This is a genomic window from Variovorax sp. YR216 (assembly GCF_900107745.1).
In the GTDB taxonomy this organism is placed as follows: domain Bacteria; phylum Pseudomonadota; class Gammaproteobacteria; order Burkholderiales; family Burkholderiaceae_C; genus Variovorax.
On sequence record NZ_FNRO01000016.1, the window covers coordinates 101,895 to 118,229 of the forward strand.

Annotated in this window: 14 protein-coding genes; 6 read left to right on the plus strand and 8 right to left on the minus strand. The window is 63.1% G+C overall.

The annotated features are described in order from the left end of the window. Window positions 1-3: 3 nt before the first annotated feature. Together BLW05_RS28110 and BLW05_RS28115 are read right to left on the minus strand one after the other, a co-directional pair. The gene (locus tag BLW05_RS28110) at window positions 4-2,328 is read right to left on the minus strand and encodes a hydantoinase B/oxoprolinase family protein (protein WP_093166872.1); all 2,325 of its coding nucleotides are present in this window, start codon (window positions 2,326-2,328) and stop codon (window positions 4-6) included. An 11-nt stretch (window positions 2,329-2,339) separates the two neighbouring features. Continuing rightward, on the minus strand, window positions 2,340-4,484 hold the full coding sequence (locus BLW05_RS28115; RefSeq protein WP_093166873.1) for a hydantoinase/oxoprolinase family protein: 2,145 nt from the start codon (window positions 4,482-4,484) through the stop codon (window positions 2,340-2,342). A 328-nt stretch (window positions 4,485-4,812) separates the two neighbouring features. On the opposite strand from BLW05_RS28115, the gene BLW05_RS28125 reads away from it, so the two are divergent. Next, window positions 4,813-5,022 (plus strand): hypothetical protein, encoded by a 210-nt coding sequence (locus BLW05_RS28125; RefSeq protein ID WP_093166919.1) that lies wholly within the window; start codon window positions 4,813-4,815, stop codon window positions 5,020-5,022. A gap of 237 nt (window positions 5,023-5,259) precedes the next feature. Here the strand turns inward: BLW05_RS28125 and BLW05_RS28130 are convergent, their stop codons facing one another. The 3 genes from BLW05_RS28130 to BLW05_RS28140 all read right to left on the minus strand — a co-directional run bounded on the left by BLW05_RS28130 (window position 5,260) and on the right by BLW05_RS28140 (window position 7,331). Further along, complete coding sequence (locus tag BLW05_RS28130; RefSeq protein WP_093166875.1) at window positions 5,260-5,571, minus strand: type II toxin-antitoxin system RelE/ParE family toxin; 312 nt, start codon at window positions 5,569-5,571, stop codon at window positions 5,260-5,262. Continuing rightward, window positions 5,568-5,885 (minus strand): YlcI/YnfO family protein, encoded by a 318-nt coding sequence (locus BLW05_RS28135; protein WP_256330536.1) that lies wholly within the window; start codon window positions 5,883-5,885, stop codon window positions 5,568-5,570. Before BLW05_RS28135 ends, BLW05_RS28130 begins: the two co-directional genes overlap by 4 nt. Window positions 5,886-6,005: 120 nt before the next feature. Continuing rightward, window positions 6,006-7,331: a site-specific integrase gene (locus tag BLW05_RS28140; protein WP_256330537.1), complete on the minus strand. Its 1,326-nt coding sequence runs from the start codon at window positions 7,329-7,331 to the stop codon at window positions 6,006-6,008. A gap of 168 nt (window positions 7,332-7,499) precedes the next feature. Here BLW05_RS28140 and BLW05_RS28145 point away from each other — a divergent pair, with 168 nt between their 5' ends. After that, window positions 7,500-8,570, plus strand: coding sequence for a DNA-binding protein (locus BLW05_RS28145; protein ID WP_177142841.1), 1,071 nt, complete (start codon window positions 7,500-7,502; stop codon window positions 8,568-8,570). Between the two features lie 406 nt (window positions 8,571-8,976). On the opposite strand, the gene BLW05_RS28150 is transcribed toward BLW05_RS28145, so the two are convergent. Both BLW05_RS28150 and BLW05_RS28160 read right to left on the minus strand, forming a co-directional pair. Further along, complete coding sequence (locus BLW05_RS28150; RefSeq protein ID WP_093166877.1) at window positions 8,977-10,212, minus strand: AAA family ATPase; 1,236 nt, start codon at window positions 10,210-10,212, stop codon at window positions 8,977-8,979. A gap of 1,320 nt (window positions 10,213-11,532) precedes the next feature. After that, entirely contained in the window at window positions 11,533-13,185 is a 1,653-nt protein-coding gene (locus BLW05_RS28160) for a toll/interleukin-1 receptor domain-containing protein (RefSeq protein WP_093166879.1), read from the minus strand. 125 nt (window positions 13,186-13,310) lie between these two features. On the opposite strand from BLW05_RS28160, the gene BLW05_RS28165 reads away from it, so the two are divergent. The 3 genes from BLW05_RS28165 (at window position 13,311) to BLW05_RS28175 (ending at window position 14,869) form a co-directional block, all read left to right on the plus strand. Then, window positions 13,311-13,679 carry a hypothetical protein gene (locus BLW05_RS28165; protein WP_371126976.1) on the plus strand — a complete coding sequence of 123 codons (369 nt, stop codon included), beginning with the start codon at window positions 13,311-13,313 and terminating at the stop codon, window positions 13,677-13,679. Window positions 13,680-13,859: 180 nt separating this feature from the next. Next, window positions 13,860-14,195 carry a cupin domain-containing protein gene (locus tag BLW05_RS36880; RefSeq protein WP_093166880.1) on the plus strand — a complete coding sequence of 112 codons (336 nt, stop codon included), beginning with the start codon at window positions 13,860-13,862 and terminating at the stop codon, window positions 14,193-14,195. Between the two features lie 71 nt (window positions 14,196-14,266). Beyond that, window positions 14,267-14,869 (plus strand): hypothetical protein, encoded by a 603-nt coding sequence (locus BLW05_RS28175; protein WP_093166881.1) that lies wholly within the window; start codon window positions 14,267-14,269, stop codon window positions 14,867-14,869. Here BLW05_RS28175 and BLW05_RS28180 read toward each other — a convergent pair. Further along, window positions 14,866-15,231: a hypothetical protein gene (locus BLW05_RS28180; RefSeq protein WP_177142842.1), complete on the minus strand. Its 366-nt coding sequence runs from the start codon at window positions 15,229-15,231 to the stop codon at window positions 14,866-14,868. The two genes, BLW05_RS28175 and BLW05_RS28180, sit on opposite strands and share 4 nt — an antisense overlap. Window positions 15,232-15,314: 83 nt before the next feature. Here BLW05_RS28180 and BLW05_RS35600 point away from each other — a divergent pair, with 83 nt between their 5' ends. Then, on the plus strand, window positions 15,315-16,013 hold the full coding sequence (locus BLW05_RS35600; protein ID WP_143044942.1) for a hypothetical protein: 699 nt from the start codon (window positions 15,315-15,317) through the stop codon (window positions 16,011-16,013). The last annotated feature ends 322 nt before the right edge of the window (window positions 16,014-16,335 follow it).

Consider the following 16,335-nt stretch of genomic DNA (forward strand, 5'->3'; position numbering starts at 1 on the left):
TGATTACTCTTCGACCTGAACGACGGTCTTGACGTCGGGCAGCAGCGACAGGTCCATGCGGTGCTTGGCGCCGTAGGACGGCACGCCCAGTTCCTCTTCGAGCAGCTTCCAGTCGTCCGGCAGGCTCCAGAAGTCCTTGAACTGCCGCGTGAACTTCTCGGACAGCGCGAAGCTGGTGGCGAACATGTGCTGGACCTGGGTCGAGGCATGCTTGTTGAGGATGCGCTCGCGCTCTTCCTTCATCCATTCACGGGTAGGAACCGAGCGGGCCAGACGTTCCTTGCGGATTTCGGCGCGACGCGCCTGCGTCTTGGCCGCGTCCACGGTGTACACCCCTTGGGCGTCCTGCGTGAAGACGGCGCCGTACACCTTCTGCGCATATTCCGGCAGCAGGAATTTCTGGTTGAGGTCCGCCTCGATGGCCTTCGGCTCGCGGTCGATCGGATCACCAAACCCCGGGCCACCACGCAAGTAGTTCAAGTACAGGTCGTGGTTGGCATAGCAGTCTTCGGTGGTGATGCACTGCTTGTCCCGCTTGACCTCGGCCGTCGCGTTGAGGTGGTTCTCGTAGTCCGGACGGCTCGGATCGAGGTCGCCGCCCAGCGGAAGGGAGTCGCCTTGCGCAATGCGCTTGTCAAGCCCGGTGCTGTGCGCTTCGAAGCGATAGCCTGTGGCCGAGGGGTAGCCGCCCATCATTCCCCAGTCGCTGTTCATGAAGCCATTGCCCATGAAGAACATGGTCCAGTCCTGGGCGTTCCAGACCATGCGCAGCGTCTCGAAGCCGCAGCCCCCGCGGTACTTGCCGTAGCCGCCCGAATTGGCCTTGACGTTGCGACCCAGGTAGAGCAGCGGCTCGGCCATTTCCCAGATCTCGATGTCCCCCATGTCGCCTTCGGGGTTCCAGATGGCCGCCGCATGGTTGAGACCATCCTTGACCGCGCAGGCACCCGTACCGCACGAGCTTGCCTCGAAGCTGTTCACCGCATGGATCTCGCCGTCCTGGTTGATGCCGCCGCCCTGCAGCCAGTTCGAGGTGTTGGCATTGCCGGCGTTGACCTCTTCCAGGTAGCCCCGGCTGAAATAGGACTGGCCCAGGCCCCGCCAGAGCGCCGCCCAGCCGGAGACCAGGAAGTGCCAGGCATAGGCGTGGCCCGTGCGGCGGTCGTCCGGATTGCACCAGGTGCCCTTGGGCAGGCGGAATTCGGTCGCGAAGTAGGCGCCGTCGTTGATGCGCTGGGTCGGCACGAGGGTCTGGCACATCATGACCCAGATGCCCGACGTGAAGGCCACCTGGTGGGCGTTGAAGGTATGCCATCCCCAGCGGCTCGCGCCTTCGAAGTCGAGGCGCCACTTGCCGTCGGGCCTGATCGTCATCTCGACCGGCGAGTGCATGATCGAGTCGAGCTTGGCGAAGGCGTTGGAGACCTGCACGTCCTCGTGCTTGTAGGGCACGTCGACGAAGGAGACCTTGCGGTACTTGCCGGGCAAGGTCATCGCCTTGATCCGGCTCTGCAGGCCGCGGCGACCCTCCTCGATGACCTCGTAGGCGAACTTCTCGTAGGCCTCGATGCCGTCGGCCCGGATCACTTCCTCGACGAGGTCGCGGATCATGTGGCAACCGGCGATCCGGGTCCGCTCGTCGAGGATCCAGTACTTCGGAGTGCGCACCGAGCGCTGCGACTCGTGCAGCCAGTCGCGCAACGGCTCGTCGTTCACGCCGGTCTTGCGGCAGGTGATCATGTAGCCGTCGCCGAAGCGCTGCGTCTGACCTGTGGACATCGAGCCCGGCGTCACCGAGCCGGTGTCGATGACGTGCGTGACGCCGCCGACCCAGCCGATCAGCCTGTCTTCCCAGAAGATCGGCACGATGGTGGCGATGTCGCAGGGGTGGACGTTGCCGATCGAGCAGTCGTTGTTGGTGAACATGTCACCGGGATTGATGCCGGGGTTGGCCTCCCAGTTGTTCTCGATCATGTACTTGATCGCCGCCCCCATCGTGCCCACGTGGATGATGATGCCGGTCGAGGTCAGCACGCAGTCGCCCACGGCGTTGTAGAGCGTGAAGCAGAGTTCGCCTTCCTGCTCGACGATGGGGCTCGCGGCGATCTTCTTGGCAGTCTCGCGGGCATGGACCAGGCCGCCGCGAAGCTTGGAGAACAGCTTCTCGTAGCCGATCGGATCGCTGTCGCGGAATTCAAGCTTCCTGAGGCCGTTGTAGTGGCCGGTGGACTGGGTGCGCTCGATGATGCCGTCGCGGCACTCCTTCAGGGTCTGGCCGTTCTTCAGCAGATCGGCAAAGCCGATTTCCTTGTTGCTCATCATGTTCATGGCGGGTCTCCTTAATTGACTTCCTTGAGGTGGAACAGGCGGTGCTTGTCGACCGTCGTCTCGAAACCATCCGGCACGACGAAGGTGGTGGCGTCGGATTCGATGATGGCGGGGCCCACGATGTGGTTTCCTGCCTTGAGCGCTTCCATCTTCCAGAGCGCGGCATCCACCCACTTCTTGTGGCGATAGAAGGGGCGGGTGCCGAGATAGGCCTCCTGGGGCGGCGTCGGACCGCCGACGGGGTCTTCCGGCAGCACCGGCTTCTGTGTGACGACCATGCCGCGCAGGATGGCGCCGGTGATCGAGAAGCCCAGTTCCGGCGAGCGGGCGGAGCTCGCATAGACGCGGCCGTAGGTGGTCTCGAAGGCATCCGCGATCCGGTCCCAGTCGGCGGCGGAGGCGGCACTCGTCACCGGCGAAACGATCTCCAGATCGTTGAGCTGGCCCATGTACTGCATCTTGTAGCCGGGGATCAGGATGACGTCCTGCGGCTTGTAGCCGTTGAGGACGAACTCCTCGATGACCTTGACGGCCAGCTCGGACCAAGCCGACTGCAGGGTCCTGCAGGCGGCTTCCTTGTCCGCATCGGGTGCGTGCTGGGCAACGCCGAGGTCCACCGACTTGTCGTAGCGGTACTCGAAGTCGGCGCAGGCGCAGCCAAAGGCCGAGAAGCCTGCGGCCCAGGCGGGTACGACGACATCCTTGAAGCCGACGCCCTCGGTGTAGCCGTAGGTGTGCACCGGACCCGCGCCGCCGTACGAGAAGCAGGTGAACTCGGCCGGGTTGTAGCCCTTGGCGCTGATGTTGGCGCGCAGGTACTCGGACAGGGTGAGGTCGAGCAACTCGATGACCCCGGCGGCGGCATCCTCCACCGACAGGCCGAGCGGATCGGCGATCTGCGCCTTGATGTGCTGGCGGGCGCGCTCGACGTCGAGCTTGATGGCTCCGCCCAGGAAGTTGTCCGGGTTGAGGTAGCCGAGCACCACGTGGCAGTCGGAGACCGAGACCGTATCGAGGCCGCTTTCCGGCCAGCAGGTGCCCACGCGATAGCCGGCCGAGTCCGGGCCGAGCTTGATCGACTTGCTGTAGGGATCGAGGCGCACGAAGCTGCCGGCGCCGGCGCCGACCGAATCCATGGCGACGAGCGGCAGGGAGAGCACCAGGCGCGCCATGTCCGGGTCGGACTTGATCGCGAAATTGCCCTTCGTGATCAGCGCCACGTCGAAGCTGGTGCCGCCGATGTCGGAACAGGCGACGTTCTCGTCGCCGAGGGCTTCGCCCAGCAGCCTGGAGCCGATGACGCCGCCGATCGGGCCCGAGACGATGGTGCGGGCCAGCTCCTTCGCCTTCCAGCTGATGGTGCCGCCGTGGGTGGCCATGACGCGCAGGTCGAACTTGGCGCCGTGCTTCTTGAGACGGTCGCTGACCTTCTTCAGCGTCTGGCGCGAGGGTTCGGCGCCGTAAGCCTCCAGGATGGTGGTGTTCATCCGGTGGCTTTCCTTGCGCGACGGGTAGTAGTCGACGGACGCGAAGACCGGGATGTCGACCTTGAGCCGCTTGAGTTCCTCGCGCACGATGTCGCGGGCACGCAGCTCGCTGGCTTCATTCTTGTGGGACTGCAGCAGGCAGATGACGATGGCCTGCGAGCCGGCGTCGACCAGCTCGCGCGTGGCCCGGCGGACCTCGTCTTCGCGCAGGGGAATGACCACCTTGCCCTGCACGTCCGTGCGTTCGGTGACGCCGCGTGTGCGCGAGACGGGCACCAGCGGCTCGTCGTAGCGATGGGTGTTGAGGTGGATGCGGTCTTCCAGCGCGTAGCCGAGATAGCTCTGCAGGGCCCGCCCCATGGCGTGGATCTGCTCGAAGCCCCGATTGCAGATGAGGCCGACGTCGAGCCCCTTGCGCATCAGGATGCGGTTGAGCATGGCCGTGCCGGAATAGACGCAGGTCACAAGTTCCGGATAGACGTCATCGACGTCCCTGTTCCAGTGGGCGAGGGCGTCCCGCGACGAGTTGTAGATCGCCAGCGATTCGTCGCCCGGATTGCTCTGCGCCTTGCCGACGACGAAGCGGCCGTCGGAGCGGACGAAAAAGGTGTCGGTCATCGTGCCGCCGGCATCGATGCCCATCACCTGCACCTGTGATTGCACTTCCATGGGTGGGTCTCCTGAAGCAAATGGATCGGATGAGCGAGCAGTGCGCTCGCGTCTTCCTTTCCGCATCGGCCATGCCAGTGGGAGGCCAGCACCTTGCCGACCGATGCAAGTGCTTGATTTACAAGGAGGTGCCTCGGGTTTACGAGGGTGCCGTGCGCGTTTTGATCACAGACTCACGACCGTTCGATTTCCGGTCGGACGACCGGATTTCGGACGCTCGCGAGAGGGCGCGTATCCGTGTGCGCCCCCGTACGCGAGCTGGCATGAGCTATGCGGGGTAGTGCTCGAGCGGTGGCGCAGGCCGCCGCAGCTTCAGAAGGAGCAAGCCATGAGCACGGAGACAATCCATCGAGCCGGTTTCGAGTTGCGTTACCAGTCCTTATTCAATCCGGGACGCGCCCTTGCTTTTCCATGCGACGCGGACGGAAGGGTCGACATGGATGCGCTCGGCAAGGCCGCTTTCAACAACTACCTCTACGCGCGCGCATTTGTGGGCCGGGAGTTCCACGCGCCTTCTGTGCGACGTGTGCAACATTGACCTGAGGCAGGTATGGGCGAGAAGCCGCGATGGACCGCTGACAAGCGCTTCGATTCGGTCGGCTTCGCCTTGGCGCTATGCGAGGGCGTGGACGAAGGAGTAGGCGTCGGTGCGCTGCAGGAGTGTGGCCGAGGCGATCGCTGAGCACGGCGCATATCCGTGGCCTGGAGGAGGGCGCGGTCTGGCTTGCCCTTAGGAATTTGTCGCAGCGCTGCCCGCAGCAACTGCGATGTGTATTCAGTGGTAGTCGTCTTCTCTTTGGTGCCGGATCGCTGAAACCACAACTTCCCGATCGCTCACGATATGAAACAGGGCGACGTATCCCGCTGCACCGAATGGAATGACGAGTTCGCGTTCGAGCCGGTCATCGGCAGCAATGCGACAAGTGAACGGGTTGCTCTCAAGGATGCCGAACTCTCTTCGGATGGCCGCCAGCGCGCGAACTGGCAAGTCCAGGTCCCCGCGCTCGAGCGCCATGTCAATGAGGAAGCTCTCGAGTCGCTGCAGATCCTCGATTGCTTCGTAGGTCAGGCTGACCGTGTAGGTCACGGCTGGCGCTTGGAAGCGCGAGTTCGTTGTCGCTCAACAGCAAGCTGCGCATCGAGTCGTTCCTGCATCGCTCCAAGCACTTCCGTCGCGGCAAAGTACTGCCCAGTCTCGCGTGCACGCGCCAACGACGCACGGCCTCGAGCAATGAATTCCTGTTGGGCCCGCCGGCGCTGGGCGGCTTGGACAGCCGCTTGCTCGACGAATTGCGAAAGCGTTTCCCCTTCGTGCAGGACACTTTCTATCTGATTTCGCACGGATGGCGTCACCCGCACTGGGGGCAATTGAGCGCTTTTCATGAGCACATTGTAGTGCATTTGCTATGCAGTAGCGAACTGGAGCTACGCGACGGATATGCTGCCTTGCGCCTTCGTATTCCGCCGCGGAGGTGGAGTGGGCGTCCGGCCCACTTGTTTTGCGCCTGCCCGGCGTGTCGCTTATTCAGTCTCGTCGAGCAAACGACCAAGCTTTCCGGTCAGCGCGTTCTCGGCGCGGAAGTAGCCCACGACCGTGGCGATGCTCTGGTGGCCCGTCATGGCCATGGTCTCGGGCAGCGGCATGTTCTGGCGGCCGGCCTCGGTGACGAAGCCGGCGCGCAGCGAATGCGCAGAAAAGCTTCCTTCCACTCCCGCGAGGGCGCAGCGCTCCCGCACGATGTCGCGCACGGCCGCCGCGGCGAGCGGCTCCGCCAGATGCCCGCCGCGCCGGATGCGTCGGAAGATGGGGCCCTCCTGGACGCCCTGCGCCTTGAGCACCGCGAGCCATTCCTGCATGGCGGCGGCGGCCGTCCCGACAAGCGGCTTCACATCCTCGGGCCGAAGGTCCCCGCGCTGGTTGGTCTTGGAGTGGGCGAGGGTGTAGACGAAGGACTCGGCATCGATGCGCTGCAGGTTCTCGAGCGTCGCCGAGGCGATCTCTGATCGCCGGCGCCCGCCCGTGGCCCAGCCGAAGACCAGCAGGGCGCGATCGCGCTTGCCCTTCAGGGACTCGTCGCAGGTGGCCAGCAGCAGCTGCAGAGGGTCCTTGGTGAGCGCGCGCTGGCGCTTGGGGCGCGCGCCGCGCTGGGCGTAGGCGCGGCGGGTGCGGGCGAGGAGTTCGCGCACCAACGGGTCGGCGCACGGATTGGCCATGACCGTGTCCGTGTCGGAGTCCGGCGATCCTGCAGTTGCGGCGGCTCTGGTTGCGGCCATCTGGTGCGCCTTGGACAACACCGAAATTCGGTGGACCAGCGTATTCAGAGCCGGCGGGCCGAGCCTGGCCTTGTAGCCACTTCGCACCAGCGCCTCGTCGACGTCCGGTGGCAACTCGGTGACGAGTTTGGTGGACTTGCGCTGCTTGCGCGCCTTGGGCGGATTGGGCGCGTCAGGCGCGATGGACGAGCGTGCGCCGCCATCGGCTTCCCGAGGGACCGCTTCTTGAGCCTCGTCCGGCCGGCGCGCCGCATGGTCCACGATGAACTGCACCACGACGGGCACTGGCACTGGCAGCACGAGCGATGTGCCATAGCGCGCCGCATACCAGGCACACCAGTAGCGCATGGCGGAGTTGTAGGACGTTCGCGTGTTGGTGGATTCGCCCTGGCGCAGCAGCGCACGCGCCGCGGCCTCGGCCGCCCGCGCGAACTGCTTCGGATCGAGGGCGGCGCTGCGGTCTGCGAGCGTCGCCAGCGGGTGCACCGCAGCCTCAGCCGGGGCCTCGAGGGCCGCCGTGGCAGACCCTGTGGCCGCACGGGGTCTGGGATTGGGGTGGTGCTGAGAATCCATCTTTAATCCTACATATGACGTATGATTTGCTACATCATACATCGATAGATCACGATAACGTTCTCTTATCGTGGGTTAAAAAGGGCGGGGGAAGGGTACGTCAAATTGAAAAAGTTCGAGGGTGGTTTTTGAGGTTTGCGAACGGCCGATCGGCCTGAAAGGATGCGTATGAGCCAGGTTGCGGAATTCAGGGGGCGCGGGATCCAGGAGGCCGATGTCTTTGCGGCCGCGGATGCGCTGCTGGCGGAGGGCAAGCGGCCCACGATCGAGCGCGTGCGCCAACAGATCGGGCGCGGCTCGCCCAACACGGTGAGCCCGATGCTCGAGAAATGGTTCGCGTCGCTCGGCGAACGGCTCGTGGGCGCGCCAGGTGTTGCTGGTGGCAAAGCTGCCGGCAATGACCCGGATGGCATGCCCTTGGGCGTGCGGAACGTGGCCAGGCTCCTCTGGGAAACGGCGCGGCGCGAGGCCGAGGAAGTGCAACGCGGCGAGCTCCAATCGGTGCGCGACGAACTGCTGGTGCGCGAGGCTGCGTTCGCTGAGGCGCAAGGTGCGCTGGCGCAGCGCGAAGAGGCCTTCAGGCAGGCGCGCGTGAGCCTCGATGCGGCGCTGGCGTCCTCGCAGCAGGCGCGCGAGATGCTCGAGCGGCAACTGAAGGACCATGCGATCGAGGCGCACCGGGTGCGCACGGGGCTCGAGGACGAGATCCGGCGGTTGACCGCCCTGCTCTCTCAGTCAACCGAAACGCAGGAGCGGATGCGGCGCGAGCACGCCGAAGCCATCGCGGGCAAGGACCAGGACCTGCGCCGCGCCGAGGAGCGTCACACCGCGCAGGAGCGACGCATGCTCGAAGATGTCGACCGCGCTCGCCAGTCCGCCAAGCAAGCCGAGACCGGGTTTGCGAGGGAGCAGCACCGGCGGATCCAGAGCGAAGAGGCTGCAGCCCAGACCCTGGAGGCCGGGCGCCGGATGCTGCGTGAGACGCAGCAGGCCGCACAGCAACTTGAACGTGAGCTTCGCGAGCGATTGGCCGGGCAGGCCGGCCTGCTGGCAGGGGCCCAGTCTCAAGCCTCTGCGCTGCAGCAGCGCCTCGACGACTTCGAGCGGCAGTTCGGTGAGGAAAGGAAGGCGCACGAAGACACCCGGGGCTTGCTCGCCGGCGCCCTGGCGGCCGGGCGTAGCTCGGACAAGCCTCCGCGCAAGACGGCGGTTCGGCGAGGCAAGCCTGCGACACCCTAGCATTCCCGCGAGCCACTAAGTCAATGGCGGGGAGACTATTGCGCGCTCCTTCGCCCCGTCATCGGTCCCAAGTAATGCGCCGAGCGTTGAGCGGGAGAGTTGGGTTCCATGGGGCGCCGAGCTAGATCGACGAGTGGCGATGTGGCTCCGAGCGACGACAGATCTTGAGGTCGCGCTTTCGAACGCCATGTGCATTGTCGGCGCTGCGCTGCGCGGCGTGCCGCCAGCCTGCGCAACTCATCGCCCGCAGTGTGCCCAGGTCGCAGTCGTTGTGGGCGTTCTCGATCTGCGAGCGCACGTCCTACTCGGCGTGGCCGCCAGTGCGCCCCGGAGCAGGGCCATAGCGAACACCTGCAAGAACTGAGCGGCGTAGTTCTTCAATCGGAGGACAAGAGATCATCGATCGCTACGTTGAAAACAAGCGCTTGGTCACAGCTTGTGTATGTGGATCCAAAAAGAGCGCTACGCGAATGCACATGATGTAGCGAGGGTCAATTACTCGATATTCGTTGGTCTTAGGATTCTTGGTCAAAAGAGGACTGTCTCCAGTGGCCATTTCGGAGAGGATTGTACTTACACCCATGCCACTATCCGTCACAGTATCGGGAAAGAGTTCCCGCAAACGGGCAACGATGGTATTCGAGTCAAATTGATGGCTCTTGATCTTACCAATTGCAAAGATTACCTGATTACGACGGGCGATAGAGGTGCGTTTGCTATTAAGGTGCGACTCCATTACTGTATAAGCCTGTCGAAGACCGATTTGAAGCCACTCGTGGTCGGCCTTGCGCAGCATTTCCGCTGTGAACCCTCCTTTATGGTCATCCATCACATAGGCGAGCTTTTCGCAGTATTCGTGGACGCGCTGAGGTACGCCCAAGGTTATATGATGCGCATGCAGCGCGATTGATTGCAAGTCTGCGGGGCTGAGTTTGAATCCTAGCAAGTGGAAGCCTCGCTTCACAAGCGTAGTTACCTGAGCCAGGTCCATTCCAGAAACTTTTGGCAGCTCCTCGATTCTATTGGCCACCGACTCCATGTTTTTGGTTTTCGCGAAATATTCAAGTGTCCCATTGGGTATCCCTACGATGAGGAGCTTGATCCTAAATGCGGCATACCGAGAGTCGTCGAGCAGGATGATGATGTCTGCCAATTCATCCATCAACTCGGTTGATTTGAAGATTGATTCGAGGTTATCCATAACCAAGACTGCAGTCTTGTTGCCTGCACGGCTACGAAAGGCTGCAAACGCCTCAAACAGAGGCTCTTCCGGAAGTAATGTGAACTGATTCTGATGAGTCAGTTTTCCCTCGGCGACGACCGCTTTTACCGATGCCTCCTTATTCTCGGTATAGCCCGTTCTTTTCGGAGTTCCGCCAGGGATTAGCGATGCCCGAATTTCATTCGTCACTGATTTGAAGCGGGACGCGTTTGCGCAATTGGCGACCGCATAGTGAACTCCATCTTGCTCGAGAACTTTCTTGTACATCCAGGATTTCCCGTTTCCGCTCTCTCCGAAAATCAGCGAATGCATGCTTCCGGCTATCGAGCGAGAAACCGCACGCTCCAAATCGAGTCTTGGGACATACATGTCATGATTAACGTCTGAGCGCCGAGGGGTGAAAACCGCTGTGATTTCCATTTTTTCCTTCTCCAATCTAAATATAATTTCTGATTTCGCGCATAGCGCTATTCGTATAGCGCGCCCTTTTGTGGGAAGTTTGTAGTTAAGAACATCAATAACGTGAGGCGTGAATGTCCGCTGGCTGCATAGGTGCGGAAAGGTGCCGGGACCACTGGAGTGCCGACCAAGTATCGCCGTTCAGTTCCCCATCGCGCACAACGCGTTGCTTCCGCCCCACGATGAATTCAAGTTGGCTCGGTCTCCGACTTTGCGAGGTAACTCGTGCAGACTGACAACAACCCACAGCAACGAGTCTGCAGCAAGGTTTCGAGTTGCCGGCTACCTTTCGGCGTCAGTGGCCTCTCCAAGGCCTATACGAAGCAATCGCTGACCGGAAGGATCTGAGGGCGAATTTCATGCACTTGTCCAGGCGCAAAATGCGCCTCTCGCAGGGCATCCAGGAAAAGTGCAGGTCGCCCTACGTCACAACTTCGATCGGTCGACCATCAGGCTCTAATGAGATCCTGTGGGCATGCGCGAAGACGCTGGTTCCAAATCTAGCCGCAGGTGTTTCGAGCCTGCTGGCAGGGGCCCAGTCGCAAGCCTCAGCGTTGCAGCAGCGCCTCGAAGACCTGGAGCGGCAGCTCGGTGAGGAAAGGAAGGCGCACGAAGACACGCGGGGCTTGCTCGCTGGTGCCCTGGCGGACGTGCGCGGCGCCGAGACGCCGCCACGCAAGGCGACGGTTCGACGTGGAAAGGGGGCGCCGTCGTCGTCGGAGTGAAGGAGAGGGTTTTGCAGCTCGATTGGCTCCACGCCGACATCAGTTTTCAGATCTGGCCTGGAAGACTCAGTACGGGGACGCGCAAGATGTTCGGGATCACGCAGCAGAGGCTTGCGAAACTGCACCAGGGGGCGGCCAGGGCCTGGGCGCAATCGCAGCTCCTGGACCCGTCTTGGGGCTCCCAGGCGCCTGCACGATGCCCCTCGGGCGCAGCGACTCTTTTCGGCCCTCGGACGGCCACGAGCTGCCGACGACGACTGCGCTGCTTCCTGACATTTCACCTAGCCATGCTTGCGCCATCGGCAACCAAGAGATGGCGCCCGAAAGGTGGCCTGTTGGAAGGAGCCAGGGACCAAGGGGCACGGGTCACTGAAGACGATTGTGACGCCGTGCCTGGCCGAGGCCGTTCGAGACCAGGTTCTCGGGAGCGACGCGTGCAAGCCATGGGCCAGCAGTCCAACAGGCTTCGATGCCGGCAGCCGTTCCCGGCTTCCCGGCGTCGGCGCCGCAAGCTATCGTCACCGAGCGGCGCGTTTGGCTCCTGGCCCGAAGCAGGCTATAAAAGATCACTATCCGGCGCCAGCAGAAGACTGAGTAGCTCGGCTTGGAATCCGTGAGTCCGAGTGCGGCGGAGGAGGTGTTTCGCCAGGCCCGGTCCATGAGCTTCCCGCCATTCGAGGCAGGCTGACCAGAAGGCGTGATAGGTCTTGAACTCTTGCGAGTCCAGTCGGGTGTAGGTGGAGAAGATCGAGCAGCAGCGTTCTCCGAGCCGCTTGAATTCCTGAGGCTGTCGCCCGATGAGAATCCCGAGGCCCAGGATCGGGAGCAGATGATCGATGAAGTACTCCGCGAAGCTGGTCAGAGGTGCTCCGTCATGACGCTCACTGGTCTCGATGAGGTCACGCTCGGCATGCACGATGCTATCCAGCACATCCTCGAGCTCGGCGGAAGTCGCCGTCTCGAACTCCTGAGCGAGCAGCGCATTTAATTTCCTGTGGAGCAGTTCCACGTCGATCATCTGCATCCCGATCCGCGCGTCGAATGTGTTCAGCTTGATCTGCTTTTCCCCCGCTTCGCGTACCTGGGAGGTCAGCACGCGAAGCCAGTGCAACTCGAGCTCGAGGCGGTACTTGAGAGGCAGATCCTCGGGCTCCATCTGGCGGCGGGTATCGACGCGCATGCGGACATCGGGGCCGATGTGAGCGAGCGCCTCCCGCGGAGGAGCCCCGTCGGACAGAAGCAGCGCAGCTTCCAATCCTGGCAATTGTCCGGGCCACGCCTGAGAGCCGGAGCCATCCGCCTCCGGAATGAAAAGTTGAATCAGCGACCAGTCCGGCTCCCGCTTCAGGCTCCAATTCAGCAGCCGGTTCGCCCGTCGCCGTCCGGCACCGGACAACATTGCTTTCAGCATGTACATGCCCTCGGCTCTCGCATCGACGCGTCCGGCGCCCACCAGACAGCCACAGAGTGCCGACAGCAGGGCGACATCTTCGGGTGTGCGGTCCACCGACGCCTCGGAGAGATGCCGCTCCAACTCACGCAAGCCGAAGCTTTGGTACTGAAAGTCGTGCTCTTCCTCATTGCCTTCCATCCAAGCGAGCGCGGCCGATGCCACACGAAGCCGATGGGATTCCGCAAATCGTCCTGTGATCTCCGCTGGAAGGTCGGGCGACAAGGAGAGGTCCGCCGTCTCGACGGGACGACGCCGATAACCATCAATCGAGCGGCGTAGTCGCGCAATGCAGCGCGCGCGGGACAAGGGCGCGACGGAGCTGTGAGGCAACAATTCCCTGTTGAGACCTCCAACGCGGCTGGCGAAAAGCGTTACCTCGGCCTCGAGCCGTCTCTCAGGGTCGGCGAGCGCCGAACCGAGCTCCTCGGGCAGCGACCAGGTGCGCAACAATTCGAGCGCGTCGGAGGGCCCGTAAACGAAGAGGCACTTGATACCAAAGAGCTGTTCACTGCGCAAAGCGGTCAGCATCTCCAATACCGTCCAAGGCGAGGGCGCGAGGCCAGGCGAGATGTAGGCGATCGTGACTCGCGATTCCGCGTGCGCCTTTTGGATCAAGGGGAACAGTTGCCGGTCCAGCAGCGGTCGGTTCTGGTCAAACCAGACGGTGCAGCCACAGGCCACCAGTTGGTCGCGTAACTCATGCGCGTTGTCGCCGATCCGGTGGGACAAGAAAACGTCGTAGGGGAAATGCTTCATGGGCGCGGCCTTCCCTGCTTCGGACAGAGGATACGCCAGGGACACTGGAGGCGATAGCCGATCCCTCCGACACCAATTGGCAGCGCGATCTTTCGATCAGCTACAACGAGCTCGGCGATGTGGCGGTGGCCGCGGGCCGACTCGACGCCGCGCGCAAGGCCTACGAGCAGGGACTTGCGATTCGCGAGCGGCTGGCCAAGGCCGATCGCTCCAAAACTGGGTGGCAGCGCGATCTATCGGTCACGGACGCGATTGCGAAGGCGACGCGGGACGCCGTGCTGGCCTTCATGGCGGCCCAGGGCGAGGCGGACTACCTGAACCGACGCGAGATGCAGCGCCGGGGCATCGAGGTTGCAAAGGGCGACCCGAGCAAGTACCAAGGTCGGCCAAGGACGTACAGCGCCCAGGAGGTGGCCGGGTTGCGGGCGGAGCACTTCGGGAGGGCCGCCAGCACGGCCAGCCGGCTGTGCGCCGAGGTACGAGAGGCGGCCTGATGCTGTTCGCCAAGGTCGCAGCTCCCGATACGGGCCGCGATCCTCGCGGGCATCGTGCTGCTGTGCGACGGCGTCGACTTCATGGAGAGGTCCGGACTGTTCAACGCCTTCGCGGCGCGCGATGCGGCCGCCCGAAGGGCATCAACGCGGTGATCGTGAACGGCGAGATCACCTGGCAGCATGGCGCCCACAGCGGCGCGCGCAACGGTCGCGCGCGACGCGGGCGAAGAGTTCGCCTACGTGCTCTCGGGCGAGATCGCCGCGCACTTCGACAACGGCGACGTGGTGCATCTGGGGCGCGGCGACTTCCTTGACCCCAAGGCGTTGGACGCCTTCTGCAGCAGGTTGCGATTGAACATCAAGCAAGGCGGTCACCGACCACCAGCGGACTTCCTCAGCAGCTCGGCGATGCCCGCGTCAAGTTCCGAGGCGTTGATTTCGACTCTCGCATTGACGTCGACCGCGGAGCGGTCGCCGTCGCTCCTCGGATTCACCGCCTTCGCGCGCCAGCGATAGTAGAGAGCGGTCGGCATCGGTACAGCCCCCCACAGGGCATTTGCTGGTCTACCGCGACTACGATTGCGGGGATGACAACTAACTCCACCCCCGGCAAGCTCCACTGGAACTACTTTCTAGCTCTTGAGAGGGACATGGAAGTGCTGTCACGTTACGTGGAGTTCGACGAGCGAAACCTCGGAGTTTTCTCCATCGAACTTGCGCATCTTCTGTTCGCTGCGGCATCCGAGGTGGACGTGGTCGCCAAGCTGCTCTGCGAATGCGTCGCGCCGGGATCGGGACCGGGAAACATTGATGGCTACAAGGCCGTCTTGCTCGCGGCGATCCCGGACTTGCCAGATGCAGGAATCGCAGTGCCGCGTTACGGCATGACGTTCAAGCCTTGGTCTAGCTGGGGGCTTCCAAGTCGGTCCAATCCTGAATGGTGGAGGAGCTACAACAACGTCAAGCACGAGCGCGATGGCTACTTTCATGAAGCTACGTTGAAGCACGCCTTGAATGCGTTAGGCGGCCTGCTGATACTGACGTACCACCTCTACTCGCGGAAGCTTGGTCCGCCGGGCACCGCCTTGTCACCAAAGGTCACTACACAACAGTTGCTGCCGGATTCCACGCTGCTTCGCCTCGATGGAAATTTCTACATTTCCTATCTCGTGATGGGTGGACCGAGTTAGCTGACGCGAGCAAGCGCCGCCCGAACCGCCTCGGGGTAGACCCAAGCGAATTGTTTGTCGGTTGTCTTGGGCGCGCGCTTGCCAAGTACACCTCCACTGCGGTGGCCGCCAGCGCGGCGCCGGCATCCCGGACACGGCGGCGGGGCGCTCACCGGAGGCGGCACTGCGGCGCTCAGGAGGATGGGGAAGATGGCCGCCTCGGTGCTCGCGCGGCGCTGGAGCGACAGCGTGACCTCCTGGCGCACGAAATCGACCTCGGGCAACTTTGCGCGCCGGTTCAACCCGGCGACCCAGTCCGGCCCGATCAGCACCAGCACGACGCGTGCCGTCTGGACGGCGTCGCTCAGGCGCTCGGGAAACACCTGGCCGGGGACAATCGTCTCGCGGTCGTAGAACAGATCCTCGGAGTCGATCAGTGCGACTGGCGGTCGTGGAGGTGCCCAGCATGGCCGCCCGCATCACCGCGTCGGTAGCTGATGAAGACCGCTCCCAAATGCATCTCCTTTGCAGCATGTCCAGCACCCAGGGACGGTCCAGCGCTTCGCGCACGCTGCTCATCAGCGCCGGGCGCAGCCAAGCGCTGCTAGCCGTCTCGTCGATGCGCTCCAGTGCGCGGCGCAGTGCGTCCTCGCTTATGACGTGCTCCATGCCCAGGGCCTGCGCTGCCGCAGCGTCGCCACGCAGGGACTGGGCCCGTGACGCGTTGGCCGCCGTCGAGGTGAGCGTCCTCGCCCTTTTCAGCGCCGCTGTTCCGGTCGCGATGGCACGCGAACTGAGCGCCCTCGCCTACTGCATTCGGACCGAGACGGATTCCACCTACCTGGAGTGGCTGAAGGCGCCCCCGCGGCGACGTGGACCGGCAAGCCTGGCCGAAACGCTGGAGAAGGTGCGCTTTCTCAAGGCGGTCGGAGCTGACACCTGGGACCTGAGCGGCGTGACGCTGGCCAAGCAGCAGGCGTACGCAAGGCAGGTGCAGTCGCGGCGCCCGGCAAAGACGCGCGAGATCAAATCATCGCGGCAGATGATCGAGTTGATGTGCTTTCTGCGGATCACACTTCTCGAACTGACCGACGTGGCACTGCTTCAATCGAGCCGACGTAGCCAGTATGGCGGCAGCCGGAAAAGTGAGCGCGCCGGCCACTAGACCGGCTCCATCGATCTTCGCAAAGGCGTCCAGATAAGCCCTGACGGTGAACAAGAAGGAAGGGGTTTCGCTTGCCGGAACAGTCACCGTGTAAGCGAGATCGCGACTTGGTCCAGTCACTTCATATGCGGGCTTGACCGCTACCACCTCGGGATTAGAGAGGTCGGGCTTCAGATCCGAAAGCAAGAGCAGGCTCTGCGCCACCAGCGCAGCGAGAACCAGAAGAAGACCCGCGATGAACAGCGTCGCTGCGATATTGAGCACACTGTCGATCTTCAGCGCAACTTTCTTAGAAGTTGCCTCGGGCTTCTTGAAGAGGAGT

Excerpts from the sequence above, each read along its gene's own strand:
- BLW05_RS28160 (WP_093166879.1), bottom strand. The coding sequence starts at position 13,185 with ATGAAGCATTTCCCCTACGACGTTTTCTTGTCCCACCGGATCGGCGAC.
- BLW05_RS28135 (WP_256330536.1), bottom strand. The coding sequence starts at position 5,885 with ATGCACTACAATGTGCTCATGAAAAGCGCTCAATTGCCCCCAGTGCGG.
- BLW05_RS28110 (WP_093166872.1), bottom strand. The coding sequence starts at position 2,328 with ATGAACATGATGAGCAACAAGGAAATCGGCTTTGCCGATCTGCTGAAG.
- BLW05_RS28115 (WP_093166873.1), bottom strand. The coding sequence starts at position 4,484 with ATGGAAGTGCAATCACAGGTGCAGGTGATGGGCATCGATGCCGGCGGC.
- BLW05_RS28140 (WP_256330537.1), bottom strand. The coding sequence starts at position 7,331 with ATGGATTCTCAGCACCACCCCAATCCCAGACCCCGTGCGGCCACAGGG.
- BLW05_RS28145 (WP_177142841.1), top strand. The coding sequence starts at position 7,500 with ATGAGCCAGGTTGCGGAATTCAGGGGGCGCGGGATCCAGGAGGCCGAT.
- BLW05_RS36880 (WP_093166880.1), top strand. The coding sequence starts at position 13,860 with ATGGCGCCCACAGCGGCGCGCGCAACGGTCGCGCGCGACGCGGGCGAA.
- BLW05_RS28150 (WP_093166877.1), bottom strand. The coding sequence starts at position 10,212 with ATGGAAATCACAGCGGTTTTCACCCCTCGGCGCTCAGACGTTAATCAT.
- BLW05_RS28175 (WP_093166881.1), top strand. The coding sequence starts at position 14,267 with ATGACAACTAACTCCACCCCCGGCAAGCTCCACTGGAACTACTTTCTA.
- BLW05_RS28125 (WP_093166919.1), top strand. The coding sequence starts at position 4,813 with ATGAGCACGGAGACAATCCATCGAGCCGGTTTCGAGTTGCGTTACCAG.
- BLW05_RS35600 (WP_143044942.1), top strand. The coding sequence starts at position 15,315 with ATGGCCGCCCGCATCACCGCGTCGGTAGCTGATGAAGACCGCTCCCAA.